This is a genomic window from Pseudomonas lopnurensis, from assembly GCF_015070855.1.
In the GTDB taxonomy this organism is placed as follows: Bacteria; Pseudomonadota; Gammaproteobacteria; order Pseudomonadales; family Pseudomonadaceae; genus Stutzerimonas; species Stutzerimonas lopnurensis.
Map to the genome: position 1 here is coordinate 1 of NZ_JADDIX010000089.1, position 18,612 is coordinate 18,612.

Below are 18,612 nucleotides of genomic sequence, written 5' to 3' on the forward strand. Positions count from 1 at the left end.
GTCTGGCGCACCGTCTCGAGGACGTCCTTGACCAGCTGCTGGGCGCGTTCCTCGAGCACGTAGGCGCTCTCCAGCGGAATCAGGTTGCGCCCCTCGTGCTTGAACAGCGGGCAGCGCAGCGCGCTTTCCAGGGAATGGATGGCGCGGTGCACGCTGACGTTGCTGGTGTTCAGCTCCACCGCCGCCTTGCCGAGATTGCCGCTGCGCATGAAGGCCAGGAACACTTCCAGCTTCTTCAGGGTCAGTTCTTCGTCGATCTGCATGGCCGTTGCTCCGCTTGCGGGCAGTCGATTATGCCTAACAAGCGATGGCTCGGGACCCGCCTGTAGCTACCAGGGCGCGTGGCCTATGCGAAGACGGCGTCTTCTTCGTCCGGGATCACGTCGGTGACGAACACGCGGGCGTGGTCGCTCTGCTCGTCTTCGATGCGCAGGCCGAAGTAGAGGGCGTCATTGGCGTCCCAGAAGGCTTCGACCTGCGCCAGCGGGGCGTGTTCGAGCAGGACCTGGCCAGTATGTTCGAGAATGATGGAATAGCGTTTGTCAGCGTGCATGGGAAGTGGCTCTGATCATCGGAATGGGCTGCGCACAGCCGTGATGTCATTTTGTCACTTCGCAAGGCCCGATCCCCGTCCGTTCATCGCCGCGGCGCGAATGGCCGCCGAATGGTCATCTGGCCCAGCCGTGCTCAGCTCTGGGTTACGTCGTGCAGCGCTTGGCCATCCCAGGAAAACTTCTGCACGCTCTCGACGCTTGGGCAGCACATGGCATCGTCTTCACCCAGGGTCAGGGTGCTGACCCCGATGGTCTGACGGTCCAGCAGTTTCACGTCCGAAGCACTGCCATTGACCACGGCGCTGGCGTTGAACACATAGCCGCCGTTCTGTGCGAGGAACAGCGCCAGGGTCTGGAAGGAGCCGTTGCCACCACCCTGACCTTCGATGCTGTACAGCACCAGCGCGTCTTGCTCACCGTCACCATTGATATCCACTTCCACCACGCTGCGCCCGTCACGGTATTCATCGCCACCCTCACGTCCAATTTCTTCGGCGACATGACGGTCGATCACCGTCTGCAGACTGACCGCCGCTTCGGCCGCGGCAGGCTCGGCGGCGGTTCCCGTCAGCGTACCCATGGCCTGGAACATCTGCTGATATTGTTCGGCATATTGCTCCTTGGCGGGCAGGAAGCCTTCCAGTCGGGTGATCACTTCCTGAGCATCTTTTTCCTCATCTGCAAACAGTACCGTCAGGTACAGCTGCATGTCTTCGGGACGGACACTGTGGCTGGCCTGACCATTGGAAATATTGAAGCTGACCAAGGGACCGACGCCGGCCGGGTGCTTCAGAAACTTCTTGTCCAGGGTGCTGAAGACTAGGGACATGGTATTGCCGTTGCGGGTCTGAGCCTTGACCTCAACCATGGTCCAGCCACCGATCCGCAGGATTTTCCGCGCTTCGTCGCTGTCGACCAAGGCGATGTCGTAATTCTCGATCAGGGGGTTGTCGTCCAGTGCATCGTCCAACGCTTTGTCGGTATCGATGCCGCTGCGTTTCAGGTGAGCCAATTCGCGCTCGTAATCGCGGTTGGTGATACCAACGGTAGGCAGCAGCTCAACGAGGGTTGCTTCCTCCACCGCATCCACCGCGTCATTGGAGAACAGGTAGATCGGCGTGTAGAAGGCCAAAGAGATCAGGCTCAGGATGAACCACCACTTGATTAAAAACTTCACGGTAAGACTCCAGCATCAGGATAAAAAAGTAAGCCCACCGCCGCCGATGGCGTTGGAATGGTCGTTGGGGCGCTACCGCCCCGTGACGGATTCATGGGCATGTCGGGTTGGTAGCCACTTCCTCGCTGGCTTCACGCAGCATGCTCGCTACCTCTTCTGCGTTTCGTGCGGTATAAACGCGGCCCCCTGTGTTTTCGGCGATGCAGTTGGATAGTTCGCTGTCGCTGATGTTGACCACGTTGACGCGCAGGCGCGGTTGCTGGCGGGCGATGCTGCGTGACACGGCGCAGGCATTGCGCTCGCAGCCGTCTTCGCCGTCGACGAACATCACCACCAGCGCATCATGGAGGCGCCCATCGACCTGACTGGCGGCGCGCTCCAGGCTGCTGGCCAGCGGCGTGCCGTCATTGGCGCCGAGCTGCTGCACGCCGCGCTTGAGCTGAGCCCGCTGGTTGTGGTCGAACAGGCCCTGGTCGATCTGGTTGTAGCAACCATCGAAGGTGATCAGCCGGGTATCGATGTCGGGGTGCAGATTGTCGAGCATGCCGCCGAATGCCTGCTTGGCCACCGTCAGGCGGGTTGGCTCGCTGAGAATGCGCGCCCGACGCGGGTTGTTCTCGGGCAGGTGGACACCGGTGCTGTGGAACCATAGGTCGTCTGCGGGCGAGACGTCGATGTTGAGGTTCATCGACCCGGAGGTATCCAGCACCACCGCAAAATCCGGCGGTCGCGCGCCTTCGGGCTGGCAGGCATAGTGGGTCATGGGCGTGGGATCGAGCAGATACAGCAGGTAGCCGCGCCAGAACCAGAGCAGCCAGAGCAGCACAAGCAACAGCAAAGGCAACAGCAGCCACCACAGCGGCAGGCGCAGCCACCAGGCTTTGCGCGGCGCGGGGATTGCGCGGGACGGTAGTGGAGGTGACGCCGGCACGACCGGATGCGGTGGAGGCGGCAGGCCCCAGCGCACTACCAGCGGTTCGTCGTTGAGGCTGTAGAGATTGGCCAGGTCCGGTGCGCCGATCAGGCTGCGCAGACTGGCGGCAGTGTCCTCCTGACCACGGCTCTGCAGTTCGTTGGCCAGATGGCCGACGGCATGCTGGCGCTGGTGGTATTTTTCCAGCAGCCGGCGCTGCTGGTCCGCGTTCAGTTCGGCATAGGGGTGCGGTTGACCCGCGAGCTCCGACCACCATTGCAGATTTCCGTCGTCGCCCGTTCGCGGCGTGGCGTACAGGCTGGCGACGCTGGGCGGGAAATGCCGGCGTATCAGTTCGACCTTGGCGTCGAGTGCCGATAGCGCCTGCTGGGGATAGGTTGCCGAGTCGCGTGTCACCCGCTGCATGAAGCGAATTCCTGAAAAATGAAGGCCGTCAGCGACGGCCTTTGGAAGCCGTGGGCCGTGTTACTCGTAACCCAGGCTCAGTTGCAGACGGCTGACCTTCTGCTGCAGAGCCTTGAGTTCCTGCTGGCGCGCGGCGATGTCGGCGGCACTGCCACCGCTGGTTGGGCTGCGCTGGAGGTCCTGTTCCAGCGTGGCGATCTGCTGCTGGACCTGGCCCTTGCTGGCGTGCCGGCTTTTGAGCTGGCTCAACAGGCTGTTCAGCGACTGCTGCAGGCTGGCCTGCCGCTGGCGCTGGGCGTCCAGGCTCTGGCGAGTGGCCTGCTGCTGTGCGCTGATCTCCTCGTACACCCGATGGAACAGTTCGTTCTCCGCACGGGCGTCGAGTAGTTCCTGTTCGCGTTGGCGAATCTGAGCGCTGTAACCGCCGGAGTGGTCGCACTGCATCTTGGCGATCAGGCTCGCGTCGTTGTTGGCCGAGTTGCAGTTGGCCGGTGCGGTGGCGCAACCGGCCAGCGTCAGCGCCGCGAGGGCACCAAACAACAGTCGAAGGGTCATCTGCGTCGCCTCAGCCCAGGGTGATCGCGGAGCGCTGGCTGTAGAGGCCATCGACTTCCTGTTGCAGGGCCGCGACCTTGAGGTTCATCTTGCCGATTTCCTCTTCGATCTTGGCCACGTCCGAGCCCGCGCCACTTTCACGCTCAAGCTTGGCGGTCTTCTCGTATTCGCTGACTTTGTTGCGCATATTGGCCAGCTCCTTGCGCATCAGCGTCAGGTTCTGGTCGACGGCAGCCAGTTCCTGCTCGGCCTTGGCCTTGTCCAGCTGCTTGCTCTTGATCGACTGCTGGATGGCGGCGATGCTCTGCTCGTCGTCACGGATGACGCGCTGCATGGTTTCGGTACGGGCGACGACATTCTCGGTGTCTTTCTGGATGTCGGCGCTCATCACCTGCAGGCGCTCGGCGGTGTTGGCGTACTGGCTGCGGCGCTGGTCGTAGTAGTAGTTGGCGCCCATGGCCACGCCGCAGGCGGCGAGGCCGGCCACAACGGCGCAGGTGGCCTTGTTGCTGGAATTGGACAGGGCGCAGGCCAGCACGCCGACACTGGCGGCGCCGGCGCAAGCGGTGAAGCCCGATTTGCTGAAGAACGCGGCATCATTGCCCTGGGTCAGACGCGGGTCGGCGGCCGGGACCGAATTGTCGGTCAGCAGACTGCCGGTGCTGGCGCAGCCGGTCAGCAGAATGCTGCCCGCCATGACAAAGCCGAGAACGGCCCTGGAAAAAAGACCTTGGCTCAGTTTCATGTTGTAGCTCCTTGTGTGTTTGGCGTTGTGCTTTTTTCTGATTAGCGGGATACGGCCTTGCAACTGGTCAGCCAGGCGCTAGTGTCGATCTTCTGGGTCTGCAGGAAGGTCTTCTGATTGGCCCAGTGGGTGCGCAGGTAGGGCTTGAGTTCCTGCAGCTGCTTGTTGCGACCGATGAGTTCTTCCATTACCGGCAGCTGCTTGTGCAGCAGCGGCTGGCCGTAGAGGGTGGCCGACTCGACCAGGCTGCTGGCGTAGTAGCGGCTCAGCTTGTGCAAGCGGTCCTGCTGCTCGTCGAGCTTGGCCTTGCGCATCGGGCAACTGGGGTCCTGCTCGTCGGCGGCGCAGTTGAGGTCGTAGTTCTTCTGCAGGAAATCCAGGTACTGGCCGTCATCGAGCATCTTGGTGCAGAGGAAGGCGCCCAGGTTGAGGCTGGCGCGAATGGCCTGGTCGCGCGCCTCTTCCTGCTGCTGATTGCTGGCGCGCAGCTGGTTTTCCAGGGATTTGAGCTGATCCTTCAGGGCTTGGTCCTCGACGCCGGAGGCCAGCGCTTCGAGCGTCTGCACGGTGCCCTTGTCCTTGGCGCCATCTTCCGTGCCGCTGCCGAGTTTCTTCCAGCTGCTCTCGATGCTGGCGACCCGCTCGCGCGAGGTCAGGGTCGGCGACACCAACGCCAGGCGCAGGCCGGTGGTCTTGTTCTTCACCTGGCCCTGGGCGTTGTAGTAGGGCTCTTCCTTGCGCAGCGCGGTGCGCATCTCGCCTTGTGCGGTCAGGTAGTTGCCGCCGCGTACCACGTAGCCGCCGGCCTGGCCGTGCTGGCGGTCGAGCTTGTTCAGGCGAAAGGGCTCGAAGATCATTTCATCGGCGTTGCCGAGCATGTCGTGCAGGCCCAGCGGGTTGGGCTTGAGCAGGCCCGACAGCTGCAATTGGCCGTTGGCCGACTGCGAGCCGGCGAACCATTCATGGCCGTTGAGCCCCTCGGCCATCGGATAGCGACCGTCGCGGAACTCGGCGGTGCCGACTTCCAGCCCACCGCGCGCGGCGAACTCCCACTCGATCTCGGTGGGCAGCCGGACGAAACCCAGCGCGCCGTCCTCCTTGGGCAGCTTGCCTGCCGCGTGCTGGCGCAACCACAGGTTGTATCTGTCCGAAACCTGCAGCGCATCCAGCCAGCTGACCGCGACCACCGGCAGGCGCAGCTTGTTGGAGGGCGTCGGGCAGTTCTCGTCGGTCAGGGCGCGGTATTGCAGCTGGGTCATTTCATACTTGGCCAGCAGGTAGTAGCGCGACTTCTCGGAACCATTGGAGGTGAAACTGCCGGCGATAAAGGCCGGGCGGGTCTGCTCGACGTAGCCCCATTCGGCGCTGTCCTGGCCGATGCTGATGGGATAGTCGTCCAGCGGGCCGGCCATCGGGATATGGACCTTGCGAAACACCATGGAGCCGTCGCAGGGCATGGGCAGGACCACATCGTCGGGCGCGGGCATGGGGTTGAAGTGTTTTTCGTCCCAGGCGGCGAAGGCTTGGGTGCAGGCCAGCCCGAGTGGCAACAGCAGGAAACGGCACCAGTTTCTAGAGTTCACGCAGACTCTCCGCAGGTTCGATGCTGATGGCGCGCAATGCGCCGATGAGGGCAACCAGCGCCGCTACAAGCAGCGCCAGCAACAGGGCGATCAGCCCGTGCCAGAAAGTGATGTCGCAGACAAAGGCGCCGGTGGCCTGGCTGCTGCCCAGCAGCCGGTTGAACAACAGGCTGCCGACGCCATAACAGGCCAGGCCGCCGAGGTAGCCGGCGCCGCTGAGAAACAGCGCCTGCAGCACCAGATAGCCGGCCACCGCCGCACGCTGGAAGCCCAGCAGGCGCAACAGCGCCAGGCTGCGCCGCTTGCGGTCGATGTTGGCGAGGAAGGCGCCGATCAGCGAAGCGATGCAGCCCACCAGCGAAGCGCCGGCGATCACCCCGAAGATCACCCCCAGCACATGATTGATGGCCTTGACCGCGTCGATCTCGGCCAGGCGGCTGGCGGTTTCGATGTGTTGTGCGTTCAGCCAGCGTTCCAACGGCGCCACGCTGTCGATGTCGCGCGCATACAACCGGGCGCGGGCGTAACCGGGCGCCAGACCTTCGGCGGAATTGCCGCTGTGCGCGCCCAGCGCGGGCACCTGATAGCCATCGCGAAAGCGTTCCAGCCCCAGCAGCAGTTCGGCGGCGACGAAGGCGGCGGGGCGACCGAAGCGCGCCGGGTCGAGCACCGCCAGCACCTGCAGTTGCTGTTCGCCGCGTTCGTTGACGCCGTTCAGCCGGCGCGTGACCCGTAGCTGCAGCGAATCTCCAGCCTGGATGGCCAGGCGTTCTGCGGCGCGTGCGCTGAGGATCACCTGGTTGCCGCGCAGGGCGCTCAGCGGCGTGTCGAGCAGCGGATCGCCGGCCTGGGTGGGGATGATTTCGGCATTCTCGACAAAGCGCCGGTTGGCGCCCAGCAGGTCGGCCTGGGTGTTCAGCGAGCGGGTCTGGCCGATGGCGAAGCCGGTTTCCGGGCGTTGTTGCAGCTGCGTGAGCCAGGCCGTGTCGTAGCTGCCGCTGCTCAGCAGCTTGATTTCCAGGTTGCGTGGATCGCGCAGCAGCTCGTCTTGCAACTGGCTGACCACGCCATGCTTGAGGCCGAACAGCAGCAGCAGCGGGGCGATCACCGCCACCAGCGAGGCGGCCACGCACAGCGATACCTTGCGGTCGTGCCACAGGTCGCTCAGTGCCAGCCTGCCGAGCAGGGCGAAGCGATCAAGCCGCAGGGACAAAGCCTGTCTCCCCTTCGCGGCTGACGGCGGCCAGCCGCGCCAGGCCAAATTCGTCGATCAGCGCCCAGTCGTGGGAAACCACCAGCGCGGTCAGACCCAGTTCTCGCACCAGGCTCAGCAGCAGCTCGAACAGTCGCCGTGCATTGAGCGGGTCGAGTGCTGCAGTGGGTTCGTCGGCCAGCAGCAGTTGCGGCTCATGGGCGATGGCCCGCACGCAGGCCACGCGCTGTCGTTCGCCGATGGACAGGGCCTGGGGGTACTTGTCGAGCAAGGGTTGCAGGCGCAGCACGTCGAGGGCCTTTTCCACATGGGCGCTGCGCGAGGGCAGGCCGAGCAGGCGGCGCGGCAGGCCGATGTTGTCGCGCACCTTGAGAAAAGGCAGCAGGCCGCCGCTCTGCAGGACGAACCCCAGCTGGCGCGAACGCACTGCCGCCAGCGCCGGCTGGTCATCGTTTTGCAGCAACTGACGGATATCCAGACGCTCGCGCCCCAGCCGGTAGTGCGTCAACTGCTGTGGGGCGAGCAGCAGGCCGATGGCTTCGAGCAGGGTGCTCTTGCCACAGCCGCTCTCACCGGTGATGGCACGAATCTCGCCATGCCCCAGCTGCAGCGCCGGCAGGCAGACGCGATGCGCCTGCGCACCGGTGCCCCGTGCGACACGTAGTCCCTGAATGTCGAGCATGGATCAGGGCATCATTTCCAGTGGCACCGGATACACGTTGTCGCGTGCGTCGCTGTTTTTGGCCAGGGCCACCCAGCGGTCCACGTCCGCGTTGTAGCGCTGGTAATGGCGCAGCTTGGTGCTCAGGGTGCGGATGAATTTCTCCTGGGCCAGGCCGTCCCAGCTCTTCCAGGTTTCCTCGTCCAGGTTGAGCACTTCGCTCTGGTACGGCAGGTCTTCCAGGTATTCGCCGAGCATGCCCAGCTCCGCCAGGCGGGTGTTGTCGCCCTGCTTCAGCTGGTTGGGGTCGGCGCCCATGGTCGCGGCCAACGAGCGCAGGCGCTCGAACATTTCGCTGGGCGAGATCAGGCCCTGGTTGGCGGCATCGAGGATCTGCTTGAGCACGTCGCTGAGGTCGCTGAGCTGGGATTTGGTCAGCAATACACGCACATCGGTGGTCGGCAGGTTCTGCTTGATCAGGTCGCGGTCACTGATCCAGGCCTGGAACACGGGCGGCGCCTGGGTCCCGGTCTTCTGTCCGAGGTAGGCCAGCTGCATGGCGTGGCCGATCAGGGCGGCGTCGTCGAGCATCTTCTGCTCTTCGCTGCTTGCGGCCTGCGGTTCCGCCTTGGCATTGAGCGCGCTGCCGATGGCCTCGTCGCCCATGTAGGCGGCCTTGACCTGACTGGTGATGGCGCTGGCCAGGGCATCGACCTTGCGCCCGAAGGCGTCCAGATCGCCGGCATTGACCGGGTAATACAGCGAGGTGTTGGTGCCCGGATAGGTGGAGAGGGCCTGATACTGGGCCTCGGCCTTGCCGTGGTTCTTCAGGCCGGCGGCGGTCTTCAGGTGCAGGGTATAGATCGCCACGCCAGGGTTGCTGGCCTCGATGCGTACCTGTTCGGCGTTGAGCCCGGTCCCGGACAGTTTGCTGTCGCCGTCGATGGCGCCGGCGTCGCTGATCAGCACCACGTAGCGGGCGCCGAACTGGCTCCAGTCGACCTGGTCGATGGCGTGCATGACCCCGGAGTAGGCATCTTCGTCGAAGCTGCTGCTCGATACCCTGGCCTGCCGCAGATCGGCGACCTTGCTCAGGAAGTCGGCGCCGTCCTTGACCTTGTTGGGGTCGGCGTACATCTTGCTGACGTACTCCAGGCCCGGTACGGCCTGGGTGCTGGAGCGGAAGGCGACCAGGCCGAATTTGACCTGCTTGCCGAGATTTTCCACGGCGATCTGCGCGTAGACTTTTTTGATCGCCTCGCGGGTGCGCTCGATATAGGGGTCCATGGAAATGGTCGAGTCGATGACGAACACCACCGCCGCGCTGAACTCCTTGAGCTGGCTGGTGATGGCCGGCTGGCTGGTGCCGCCGGCTGCGCTCGCCGTGCCCGTCGCGTTGCCGCTGGCGGCGGACTGGGTTTCGGCCTTGCTCACCGAGGCGACGTTGAGCAGGCGCATGCGGAAGCCTTCCTCGCTCATCACCTCTTCGCCGCTGAGCACCGGCAGCAGGTAGAACTGCTTCTGCAGATCGACGAAGAATTCAGGCTCCTGGGCCAGCACGCCCGGCGCCGGTTGGCCCTGCTTGAGCTTGGCCCGCAGTGGCGCGACATGGCTGACCGGGTCCGGTGCATCGAGGATGCCTTCCAGCGTCGGGCGCTCCTTGAAGAACAGCAGGCGGTCACGATTGGCCGGGTTGGTGAAGGCCAGGGTCAGCTGCATCTTCCAGTCCACGGTACAGGCGGCGGGCAGCCAGCCGATGGTCTTGCCATAGCTGTCCGGGCCGACGCGTAGCCACTCGGCATTGCCGGCCTGAGCCCGCTCGTAGACATAGAAACGGCTGAATGCCGGCTGGGCTTCGCCATTGCCACCGGCGCTGGCGCTCAGCTGGCAGTTGGGAGTGGTCAGTACGCGTTGGAACAGGGTCTGCTTGCCTTCTTGCAGCAGAGGCTTGTCCGCCGCCTGCAAGCTGGCGCAGGCACACAGCGCCAGCAGGGTTGCACAGGAAATACGCAGGCTCACGGCTGCAGCTCCTCGAAGCGTTGCTGGGCCTGGGCGTCATCCGGGGCCGAGGCGAGGATGGTTTCGTACCAATAGGCCGCAGTGGCGGCATCCGGCTCGGCGAAGCAGGTGCTGGGCTGGTGGAACTGGGGATCGTATTCGCGCGCATAGGCATGGGCGATCTGGACGTCGCCGGCCTGGGCGCGGTTGGCGTACAGTCGCTGGGCGATGCCGCAATGCCCGGCCTGCTTGGCAGTGGCGATGATCTCCAGCAGCGCGGCGCTGTCCGGTGCCTCGCGGATGCAGTTCTGCACGAAGCTCAGCTCGCTCTGGCTGGCCATGCTTTCCAGCGTGCAGGGACCTGCCGCGACCGGCTCACTGACTGCAGCGGATTCGGTTGCCACCGGCGGCGTCTCGAGCGGCGCTTCGGTTGCCGGTTTCTTCAGCCAGAACCAGAGGCCCAGGGCGATTGCCAGCAAAACCAGCACGCCCAGAATCAGCGGCAGCAGGCTGCGCTCCTTCGCCGCTGGCTCGGAGCTGACAGGCTCTGCGACGACCGGCTCGGGCTCGACGCTGATCGGCTCCGCGGCAGGCTGCGGCTCGGGCAGCTCCAGCGTCGGCAGGTCAGGAATTTCCACAGCAGGCGTCTCAGGTACGGCACTCAGGTTGCCGCCATCATAGAGAGCGCGTGTTTCGCCACCGGCAATCGACGACAGCAGGCCCTGGCCGGGGCGCACCACGCCCTGATCGACGAGACCGCCATCGAGTTCGCGCAGCTCGATACGGTAATTGGAGCTGCCGCTGCCTTCGAGCAGAGGATCGACCACCTCGGGACCGACCGGGGTTTCCAGCACATCCTCGTCGGCACCCTGCTTGAAGCGCGGCACCTGGAACCAGAACGGATTGTTGCTCCAGTGCCGATCGCCTTGCAGGTAAAGCTGGTCCTGGTTGCGCTGGATGGAAAACTCCAGTTTCTCGCTGGCGCCGCGCCATTTCTTCACCGCCAGTCGGGCCTGGCCGGGGATATTTGGCTCAAGGGCCAGCAGGTCAACACGTATGGGCATGTCTTATCTCGCTTGGAATGACTGCAGCACACGGCCCAGCCATTCGTTCTGTTCAATCGTGATTTCGCGTCCGGCGCTGTGCCCGGCGTTGTCCTGGGTGATGCAGGCCAACCCGGACAGCCAGTCGCCGAGGAACAGCCTGGACTGGTCGACCGGCTGCACAGGCAGTTCGGGCAACTGGCCCGGCTGCGGGTGGCGATAGAAGGCGAACAGGTGATCCTTGTTGCCGATCAGGCTCTTGGGCCGGGCGTCCACGGGCTTGTGCAAGTTGCCGAACCAGGACACGTAGTCGTGCAGCACCAATTGCACGGTCAGTACCTGACGCTGCACCAGCTGATCGCGGCGCGTTCCGCTCTGGGCGCGCAGCAGCAGGGCACGGCTGATCTGCTCGGGCACGTCGAGGCGATAGGCCGCAGTGATGAGTTCGTCGACCACGGCCTCCACCACCTTGCGATCCAGGCCCAGCAGGGTCAGCAGGTTCTGGCGGTTGCCGAGTTCACGCAGATGGCTGATCCAGGCCTTGAAGACGGCCCGGGCGAAGCGGTGCTCGCTGCTTTGCTGGTGCGGCGCTGCCACCTTGGCTGCTGATGTTTGCGCGCCGTTGGCGGTGCCGAACACCTCGCCGAAGTCGAAGCCGCCATCGTTGCCGTACAGGCTCTGCGGCGCGGCCTGGGCAACCTCCTCGGTGCTTTCGCTGGCGTCCTCTTCCACCTCGTAGGCGCCGCTCAGATAGAGGTCGCGCACGTTGTCGCCGGGCAGTTGAAGATGGTCGATCAGCTCGCCGAGTACCGGCAGCCTGCGACCCAGGTCCTGCAGGATCATCTGTGCCTGGGCACGCTTGAGCGCCAGCGCGCCTTCGCCATCCTTGTGGTACCAGCCGTTGAGGCTGTGCAGCAGGTCAGCCTGGCAGCGTTCCAGCTGTTCCTCGATGCGGTTGAGCTTGAAGTCGAGGTGGGCGACCCGGCCCAGGTACTGGCTGATGCGCTGGATGCCGCCATCGTTCAGCGCCATCATCGCCGCCCAGGCTTCGCCCGGCTGGGCGATGTACTCGCACACGGCTGGAGCGGCGACGAAGGTCCGCCCCAGCAGCTGCAATTGCGCCTGATAGCGGGAAACCATGCCCAGTTCGTCGTAGGTTTCTTCGGCCATCTCGACGAAGGTGGCCATCGGCAGGCGCGGCTTGCGCACCAGATAGGTATTGCTGAACGGCTGGCCGGCCCAGTTCTGGATCCACTCGTACTGGCCGAAGCGCTCCAGCATGGTCTTCTTCAGCAGGCCTTCCCAGCCTTCGCGGACCATGTTTTCGTCCTGCTCGAGCATGGTGCCGATCTGCATGTCGAACATGGTCAGCGCCCAGATCAGGCCGGGAGTGCGCTTGCCGCGCTCCTGGGCGGTGGCGCCCTGGGTCTTTTCGATCCAGCGGGTCAGCACCGGGCCGACATCCTTGACGTCGATCTGCTTGGACGAGCTGGTGCAGACCACCAGGCTGTTCATTTCCTGGCTGTCGGTGTAGCGCTCGAACAGGTAGGCGACCTTGCCGCGCAGCAGCAGCTGGGAAACGGGGTTGCCGCCCTGGGCGCTGGCCTGGCTGCCGGCTTCGCTGACCGAACGGATGCCCAGGCGCCCGCGATAACCGGGGAAGTCCAGCAGGTCGACCTGTTCCACCTGCGGATCACACGTCGGATTGACCAGCGGAAAGATCATTTCGGCGGTCAGCGCGGCCAGCTGCACCACCGGAATGCCCACCGCCGGCAGCAGGCTTTCGCCCGGCGCCGGACAGACATCGACCGGCAGATCGCGACTGCTGCCCAGGCGTTCGAGCATGTCCACGTTCATGATGCTGTCGCGCTGGGAATAGCCTTCGCCGTCACGGGTGACCAGCACGCTCAGCGGTGCGAACACCCGTGGCGCATGGCCCAGGCGCTGCAGCGTGGAGGCCAGCTGGATATAGAGATTGGTCAGCTCCGGCTGCTCGCCCCAGAGAATCGAGAACAGCTCGGCGCGCTGGGTACAGCTCAGGCGCGGCGCCAGCTCCATCGCCCGTGGCCAGTAGTGGTGCTCCAGCTTGCGAATCGATTTCTCGAAGTTGTCGCGCAGGTAATCCCACAGCGACACCACGTCATCGGCGTTGACCCCGGCCTGCGCGGCATTTGCGGCGCCGCTTTCGAAGGGCTTGAGGATGCGGGTGATGCGTGGCTCGTCGAGTTCGTAATCGACCAGTTCCTGGTTGAAGTCGTTGAACCAGGCGTTGGCCAGAATCTTGGCCAACTCGATCTCGCTGAACAGCTTGAGTTCCACCGGATGGCTGGCCGGCCCCGACTGGGCGGTGCGGCTGAAGCGGGTGACCAGGCCGGTGGCCTCCTTGCCGCCACCCGGCGGGTTCACGTGCTTGATGAAGTCCAGGCGGGTATCGCCATAGAGGGTTTCCAGCTTGCCCTGCTGGTTGGCGGCCAGCGCCGAGATCAGGTACGACTTGCCGGCCTGGGACAAGCCGAAGAAGCCGATGGTCATGGGCGTGCCGGCTACCCGGCCAAGGCTGCGCGCCAGGTTGCGCGCACGGTGCAACTTGAGGTTGAAGCTATCGGCCTCGCTGTCCAGGCGGGGTGCGTTGCCACGCACTTCGCGAATCCACTCCAGGGCCTGGCCGGCGCCTTCGTGAATGGCCGCCCAGGCGGTGCTCAGTTGGGTCTGCTTGGGGGTCAGGTTGCTCATTTGCGCTTCACACTTCCGCTGTCCAGCCAATACTTGGTGTCGCTCAGTCCCGCGTCGAGCATGGTGTTCAGCTCAAGCTCCAGGTCACTGCGCGGGTTGAACACGACCCTGCTGCTGTTGGATTCGACGTTGGCAATGGCCAGCCGGTCGCTGATCAGGCCCTGCTTGCGGGTGCGCCGGTCGCGCGTGTCGAGCTGGAAGCGAATCTTCAGCAGCGGCGCTTCACCCTGCTCGCCGGCGCGGGAGAACTTCTCGCGGCCCGCCTTGGTGAAGCGCAGGCTGTACAGCGGCGAAGCGGCCCAGCGCTCGGCGGTCAGTTGGCGGAAGCCCAGCCGCAGGTCGCCGCGCATGACCAGTTGCGGGGTGTCGGCGTCATCGCCTTCACCGATCAACGGCAGGCTGATCATGCCCTCATGCGAGGCGATGTTGCGGTAGAGCACGTCGGCGTCCTTGATGAAGTTGTTCAGGTCGATCACGCCGATGTGCTTGATGGTCGAGTAGGGCTTGAGCGCCGCCGAACGGAAATAGAAGTTCGGCACGCTGTGGTTGGCGCATAGCAGGCAGAGCATGGCGCCGACCGAGGCGGTGCTTTTCGGGTCGTCGATCAGGCCGCTCTTGTGGAAGGGATACCAGCCGCCGGTGCGGTAGTTCTGCAGCGGCAGGATGCGCCCCGGTGGCAGCGGCAGCATCTTGCGGATGAACGCCTGCACGCCCGGCAGGCGCGAGGGCCGACCGGTCAGCAGCAGCATGTCGCAGGGATAGTGGAAGATCACTTCGCACAGGGCGCTGAGCGTCTTGGTCAGGTTGATCCTGTCGTTGAGGAAGGCGGCGTGCAGTTGCTGCAGGTCGAAGCTGATCGGCACCTGCAGCAGATCGAATGGCGTCTGGCCGCCCACTTCGCGGCGTACCGCGCTGCTGACGTATTCCCAGACGCTGTCATTCACCGACTGCTCGCCGAGCAGTTCGGCGTAGCTTTGGCTGATGACCTCCTGCGGGTGCTCCGGGTCGTACTGTTCGTAGGCCTTGAGCAGCGCCAGCCCCAGTGGGGTGAAGACCTGCAGGTTGAGTTGCTGGCGCAGGATGCCGTCCTGCACGCTGACCGACTCGTCGCCGCACAGGCGCGACATGAGCGCGTTCGGGCTGGACACCCCAGCAACTCGCAGGGCCTTCTCGAAGCTGGGCAGGATGAAGTCCTGGATCACGTCCAGCAGAATGTCGTCGCCGGCCACCTTGAAGCCGTCGCGGAAGCGCTGTTCCGGCACGATATGCACGTTGCTGCCGCTGCCGCCATTGCCGGCGCGGTCCAGGCGGTAGTCGGTGATCACCAAGTCGGTGGTGCCGCCGCCGATGTCGATGGTGGCCAGGGTGATGCGCTCGCGATCGGCCTTGTCGGGCCGCGCCAGGGTGGCGAAGAACTCTTCCGGGTGGCCGGCGAAGTTCTCGTTGACCTCGGTATAGAGGTAGACCAACTGGCCGCAGGAGGCTTCGTCCCACTCGACGCGGATGCTCGGGATCGGCGTGCGTGCGCTGCTGACTTCTTCCTCGTTTGGGTCTTCCTCGCCAGCATGCCAGCCGAGGCTTTTCCAGACCAGGCCGATGGCCTGCAACATGCGCTCGTTGAGGATGCTGCGCTCGGCCTGGGGCATGCCCGGCGGCACGGTGAGGATGATGCTGTTGAGCTGGCGCGGCGTGCGCGTGTGGCCCTGGCGCGAGCGCTGGGCCGGGCTGTTGATCTGCGACAGCGCCTGGGCCAGCACCTCGGCCAACATGAAGGTCATCAGCGAGCTGCGCGAGTAGCGCGGCATGAACACCGGCAGGCGGTCATCCTCGTCGAGACTGTACAGCGCCTCGCCGGTTTCGTTGATCAGGTGCGAGAAGGGCGCAGCGGTGGCATAGGGTTCGCTGTCGCCCTTGATATAGGAGCAGTTGAAGCGCCAGCCGTGGCCGTAGGCATTTTCGTCCCACAGGTAGCGTTTGGGGCTGGACAGGCCGGTCGAACCTTCGGTGCCGCGTCGGCGGCTGGCCAGGCGTCCGGCCTCGCTGCCGACGCGGGCGATGGTGGGCCACTGGAAGGCGTCGTGGCGACCGCTCTTGACCGAGAACTGGTCCTTGCCGAACGAGGCCTGGGCGAATTCCACGCGGCTTTCGAACGGCTGGTTATAGGTGTGTTCGGGGGTGATCAGATCGCGCAGTTCCAGCACATAGTTGTGCTTGAGGCCCGAGCCGGCCTGACCGTGGTTCTCGATCAGGATGCCGCAGGTACGCGAGTTGCCGACGTCCAACACCAGATCCACGGGGATCGGCTTGACCTGTCCGTTGACCTCGTTGGCGACGACCTTGATTTCCGGAATCTCCACCTTGGCGCGGGCGTTGGTCTGCTGCGCGGGCACGGGTTGCGCCATCAGGCTGAGCAGGTTGAGGTAATGCGCCAGGTGATGGTTGTCACGCACCTCGATGTCGACTTCATCGCGCGGACGATGAGCGTTGCCTTCGCGGAAGACTTCCAGCAGCCATTCCCTGACCCAGCCCTGGTCGAGGAACCAGCGGGTGTCGCGGATATTGCAGGCCAGGCGGAAGGCGACACCGGAGCTGACATCTTCCTGGTTGGGCGCGAGGTACGCGGTGCCGTCCTGGCGGGGCATGACCCGGCTGTCGAAGGCCAGCGTCAGGCGATGGCTGTTGCCGTCGATGTCTGGTGCGGGCAGCCTGACCAGCCGCATGCGCGCCCAGTTGCTCGGGCCTTCGTCGTAGCGATGGGGCGGCATGAAGCGGAAGAATGGGATCGGCAGCCAGAGGCCGTCGAGCAGGTCCAGGCTGCTCTTCATGTCGATGCTGAAGACGGGCTTGGTCTTCTCGATCTTCTCCGGTTCGGGCTCGTAGAAGTAGAAGTCCTTTTCCTCGTTGTACAGCAGGCGCGTCAGCAGGCCGCTGGTCAGCGGAGCGAATTCGCCCGGCGGCTCCTTGCGCAGGTCCAGCGAAAGGGCGAAATCCATGAACTGGATGCCGGTGTCGCTGATCAGGGTAACGGTGTCTTCGAATTGGGTGACTTCAGGCAACATTGGGGTTCATCCAGTCTTATTCGCCAGCGCGGCGCATGGACATCGGGAAGCGTTCGTTTCCGTAGCTGCCGGTGCAGTCCGCGATGCTCTGTGCGCCTTTGGCGCAGGTGACCTGCGGCATGTCGTAGTTGCTGCCATCGGCACAGGCGGCCTGGCCCTGGCTGTCGATTGCCAGGCTGCCGTTGTTCATGGCAGCGGTGACCGGGCCGGAGCAGTCCACGCCATCCGGCCGGCGCACCGTGACTTCGCCCTTGCCGTCATCGAAGCGGTATTGCAGGCGCAGCGGCTTGCCTGTACGGCGATCCTGTATGCCCGCACCGGCGCGCCAGTCGCCATTGAGAAAGTCCGCCGGACCGTTGCTGGCCTGTTCGGGAATGCTCAGCGGCTCTTGCGGGTCCTGGGGCAGTTGTGGCGGCTGGGACGGATCGGCCTGTGGTTCATCAGTCGGCTGCCCAGGCTCTGGTTCAGCTTCCGGCTCAGGCGGGGCTGGCGGCTCTTCAGCGGGCTCCTCGTTCGGCTCCGGTTCGTTAGCCGGCCCGGCAGGCTCGGGTGCTGGTGACGCTCCGCTGCCCTCCGGCAACTCGGGCGAACCAGGCGCACCGCCGGCCCCGCCATTGCCGGCGCCAGCGGAGCCGTTCAGACCCAGCCCGCCACCCGGTAGCGAGACAGTCGGCAGTTCTGGCGTGGACAGGGTTGGCAGGTCTACCTGTGGCATTCCCGGCAAACTTGCATTCGGCATGCAGCCGCGTAGCAGGCTGAGCAACAGCAGCGCCAGCAATAGAAGCAGCAGGGGCCACAGCCACCACCAGCGCCGCCACCAGGGGCGGGCCACGACAGGTGCCGGCTCGACCGCGACCGCCAGCGGAGCGGCCACAGCCGCAGCAGATGTCGGTATCAAGGGTGCGTTGGGTGCCGGTTCGCTGCGTGGATACAGGCAATGCAGCGGTTCCAGGCTGCGGTCGGCATCGGCATGCTGAAAGCCCCAGAAGGTCAGCACCGGCTTGCCATTTACCAGATAAACGAAGCTTTCATCGGGGAAATAGATGACCCGCTTGAGCAGCTTGCCGAACACCGCCTTGTCGCCCTGCTGGTCAGCCGGATCGCTGCCGAGGAAGCGGGCGCTGAGATCGTCCAGCGCGGTTTTGAGCTTTTCCAGCTGCTGCCGCGCCGGAGCACGCTCTTCTTCGGTGGCCGAGGTCCAGGGAATCACATCGCCGGTGATGCCGCTGTACCAGTCGATCTGATTGCCCAGCTCGTCGCTCTGCGGTATCGCCAAGTGGTCGACGAGACTCGGATCCTTGCGCCGAATGGCCTCGCGCAGTTGCAGGGCGGCCCGATAGACCGGCTGCCCAGTCTCCCCCAAAGCGGTAAAAGTCTCGCTTTTACCACTGCGTAGCAATGCACCGCGCATCCTTGCTCCAAATTCGATCAATACAGCGCCGAAGCGGAGTTTGCACTCCGTCACAAATTGCAACGAACAGTAATGGCAAACAGCCTAGCACGTCAATTTGCCACTATCGGCGATGGTCGAGCTTGGCCTTGCATTGGCTATACGAGATGGCAGGAGTCGGGAGTGGTCAAAAACTGGCTTATGCCAAAAACAACGGGCTCAGGTTTTCACCAAGGCCAGCGCATTCTGGGCACAGGTACAGCACCCGTTATGCCGCCGGTGAAGCGGGGTGGGCTCGTAGAAGTCGCTGAGAGAGGTTCAGTGGGACGATTATGTCTTGGAAGGGTGCATTCGGAAGAGACCCGATCCAAGAAAAGGACCGACATGACCTTAAAAGTGACTATAAGCCATGCGGTAAAGGCTTTGAGCGTTTCGCGGTAATGTGGCTTCACATAATCTGCCGTGACTAAACCTGGGCACAAAAAATGAAATCTGCCGATGCGCTTTTTGACCACTAGTGGCCTGTTTGGTTAGTTTGTTAACTCACTGAGCATTATGTTGT

14 protein-coding genes are annotated in these 18,612 nt (G+C 64.2%); all 14 read right to left on the reverse strand.

Annotation, left to right across the window (positions count from 1 at the left end):
- Positions 1-263: LysR family transcriptional regulator (locus IN820_RS18320; RefSeq protein ID WP_193680640.1), on the reverse strand; the 263-nt coding region annotated here is incomplete at its 3' end.
- A gap of 83 nt (positions 264-346) precedes the next feature.
- Entirely contained in the window at positions 347-553 is a 207-nt protein-coding gene (locus IN820_RS18325; RefSeq protein ID WP_193680639.1) for a hypothetical protein, read from the reverse strand.
- Positions 554-687: 134 nt separating this feature from the next.
- Positions 688-1,731, reverse strand: coding sequence for an LppP/LprE family lipoprotein (locus IN820_RS22880; protein ID WP_193682333.1), 1,044 nt, complete (start codon positions 1,729-1,731; stop codon positions 688-690).
- A 91-nt stretch (positions 1,732-1,822) separates the two neighbouring features.
- Positions 1,823-3,070, reverse strand: a complete 1,248-nt coding sequence (locus tag IN820_RS18335) for a vWA domain-containing protein (protein ID WP_193682334.1) — start codon at positions 3,068-3,070, stop codon at positions 1,823-1,825.
- A 60-nt stretch (positions 3,071-3,130) separates the two neighbouring features.
- Positions 3,131-3,625, reverse strand: coding sequence for a hypothetical protein (locus IN820_RS18340; RefSeq protein ID WP_193682335.1), 495 nt, complete (start codon positions 3,623-3,625; stop codon positions 3,131-3,133).
- A 10-nt stretch (positions 3,626-3,635) separates the two neighbouring features.
- Entirely contained in the window at positions 3,636-4,370 is a 735-nt protein-coding gene (locus tag IN820_RS18345; RefSeq protein ID WP_193682336.1) for a hypothetical protein, read from the reverse strand.
- 41 nt (positions 4,371-4,411) lie between these two features.
- Complete coding sequence (locus IN820_RS18350) at positions 4,412-5,857, reverse strand: formylglycine-generating enzyme family protein (protein WP_193682343.1); 1,446 nt, start codon at positions 5,855-5,857, stop codon at positions 4,412-4,414.
- Positions 5,858-5,942: 85 nt separating this feature from the next.
- Complete coding sequence (locus IN820_RS18355; protein WP_207793695.1) at positions 5,943-7,166, reverse strand: FtsX-like permease family protein; 1,224 nt, start codon at positions 7,164-7,166, stop codon at positions 5,943-5,945.
- Positions 7,150-7,848 carry an ABC transporter ATP-binding protein gene (locus IN820_RS18360; RefSeq protein ID WP_193682337.1) on the reverse strand — a complete coding sequence of 233 codons (699 nt, stop codon included), beginning with the start codon at positions 7,846-7,848 and terminating at the stop codon, positions 7,150-7,152. Before IN820_RS18360 ends, IN820_RS18355 begins: the two co-directional genes overlap by 17 nt.
- A 3-nt stretch (positions 7,849-7,851) precedes the next feature.
- Positions 7,852-9,846: a vWA domain-containing protein gene (locus tag IN820_RS18365; protein ID WP_193682338.1), complete on the reverse strand. Its 1,995-nt coding sequence runs from the start codon at positions 9,844-9,846 to the stop codon at positions 7,852-7,854.
- Positions 9,843-10,889, reverse strand: coding sequence for a flagellar basal body-associated FliL family protein (locus tag IN820_RS18370; protein ID WP_193682339.1), 1,047 nt, complete (start codon positions 10,887-10,889; stop codon positions 9,843-9,845). Before IN820_RS18370 ends, IN820_RS18365 begins: the two co-directional genes overlap by 4 nt.
- 3 nt (positions 10,890-10,892) lie before the next feature.
- Positions 10,893-13,601, reverse strand: a complete 2,709-nt coding sequence (locus IN820_RS18375) for a putative virulence factor (RefSeq protein WP_193682340.1) — start codon at positions 13,599-13,601, stop codon at positions 10,893-10,895.
- Positions 13,598-16,660: a virulence factor SrfB gene (locus IN820_RS18380; RefSeq protein ID WP_193682341.1), complete on the reverse strand. Its 3,063-nt coding sequence runs from the start codon at positions 16,658-16,660 to the stop codon at positions 13,598-13,600. Before IN820_RS18380 ends, IN820_RS18375 begins: the two co-directional genes overlap by 4 nt.
- Before the next feature lie 16 nt (positions 16,661-16,676).
- Positions 16,677-18,071 carry an SrfA family protein gene (locus tag IN820_RS18385; RefSeq protein WP_193682342.1) on the reverse strand — a complete coding sequence of 465 codons (1,395 nt, stop codon included), beginning with the start codon at positions 18,069-18,071 and terminating at the stop codon, positions 16,677-16,679.
- Positions 18,072-18,612: the final 541 nt, after the last annotated feature.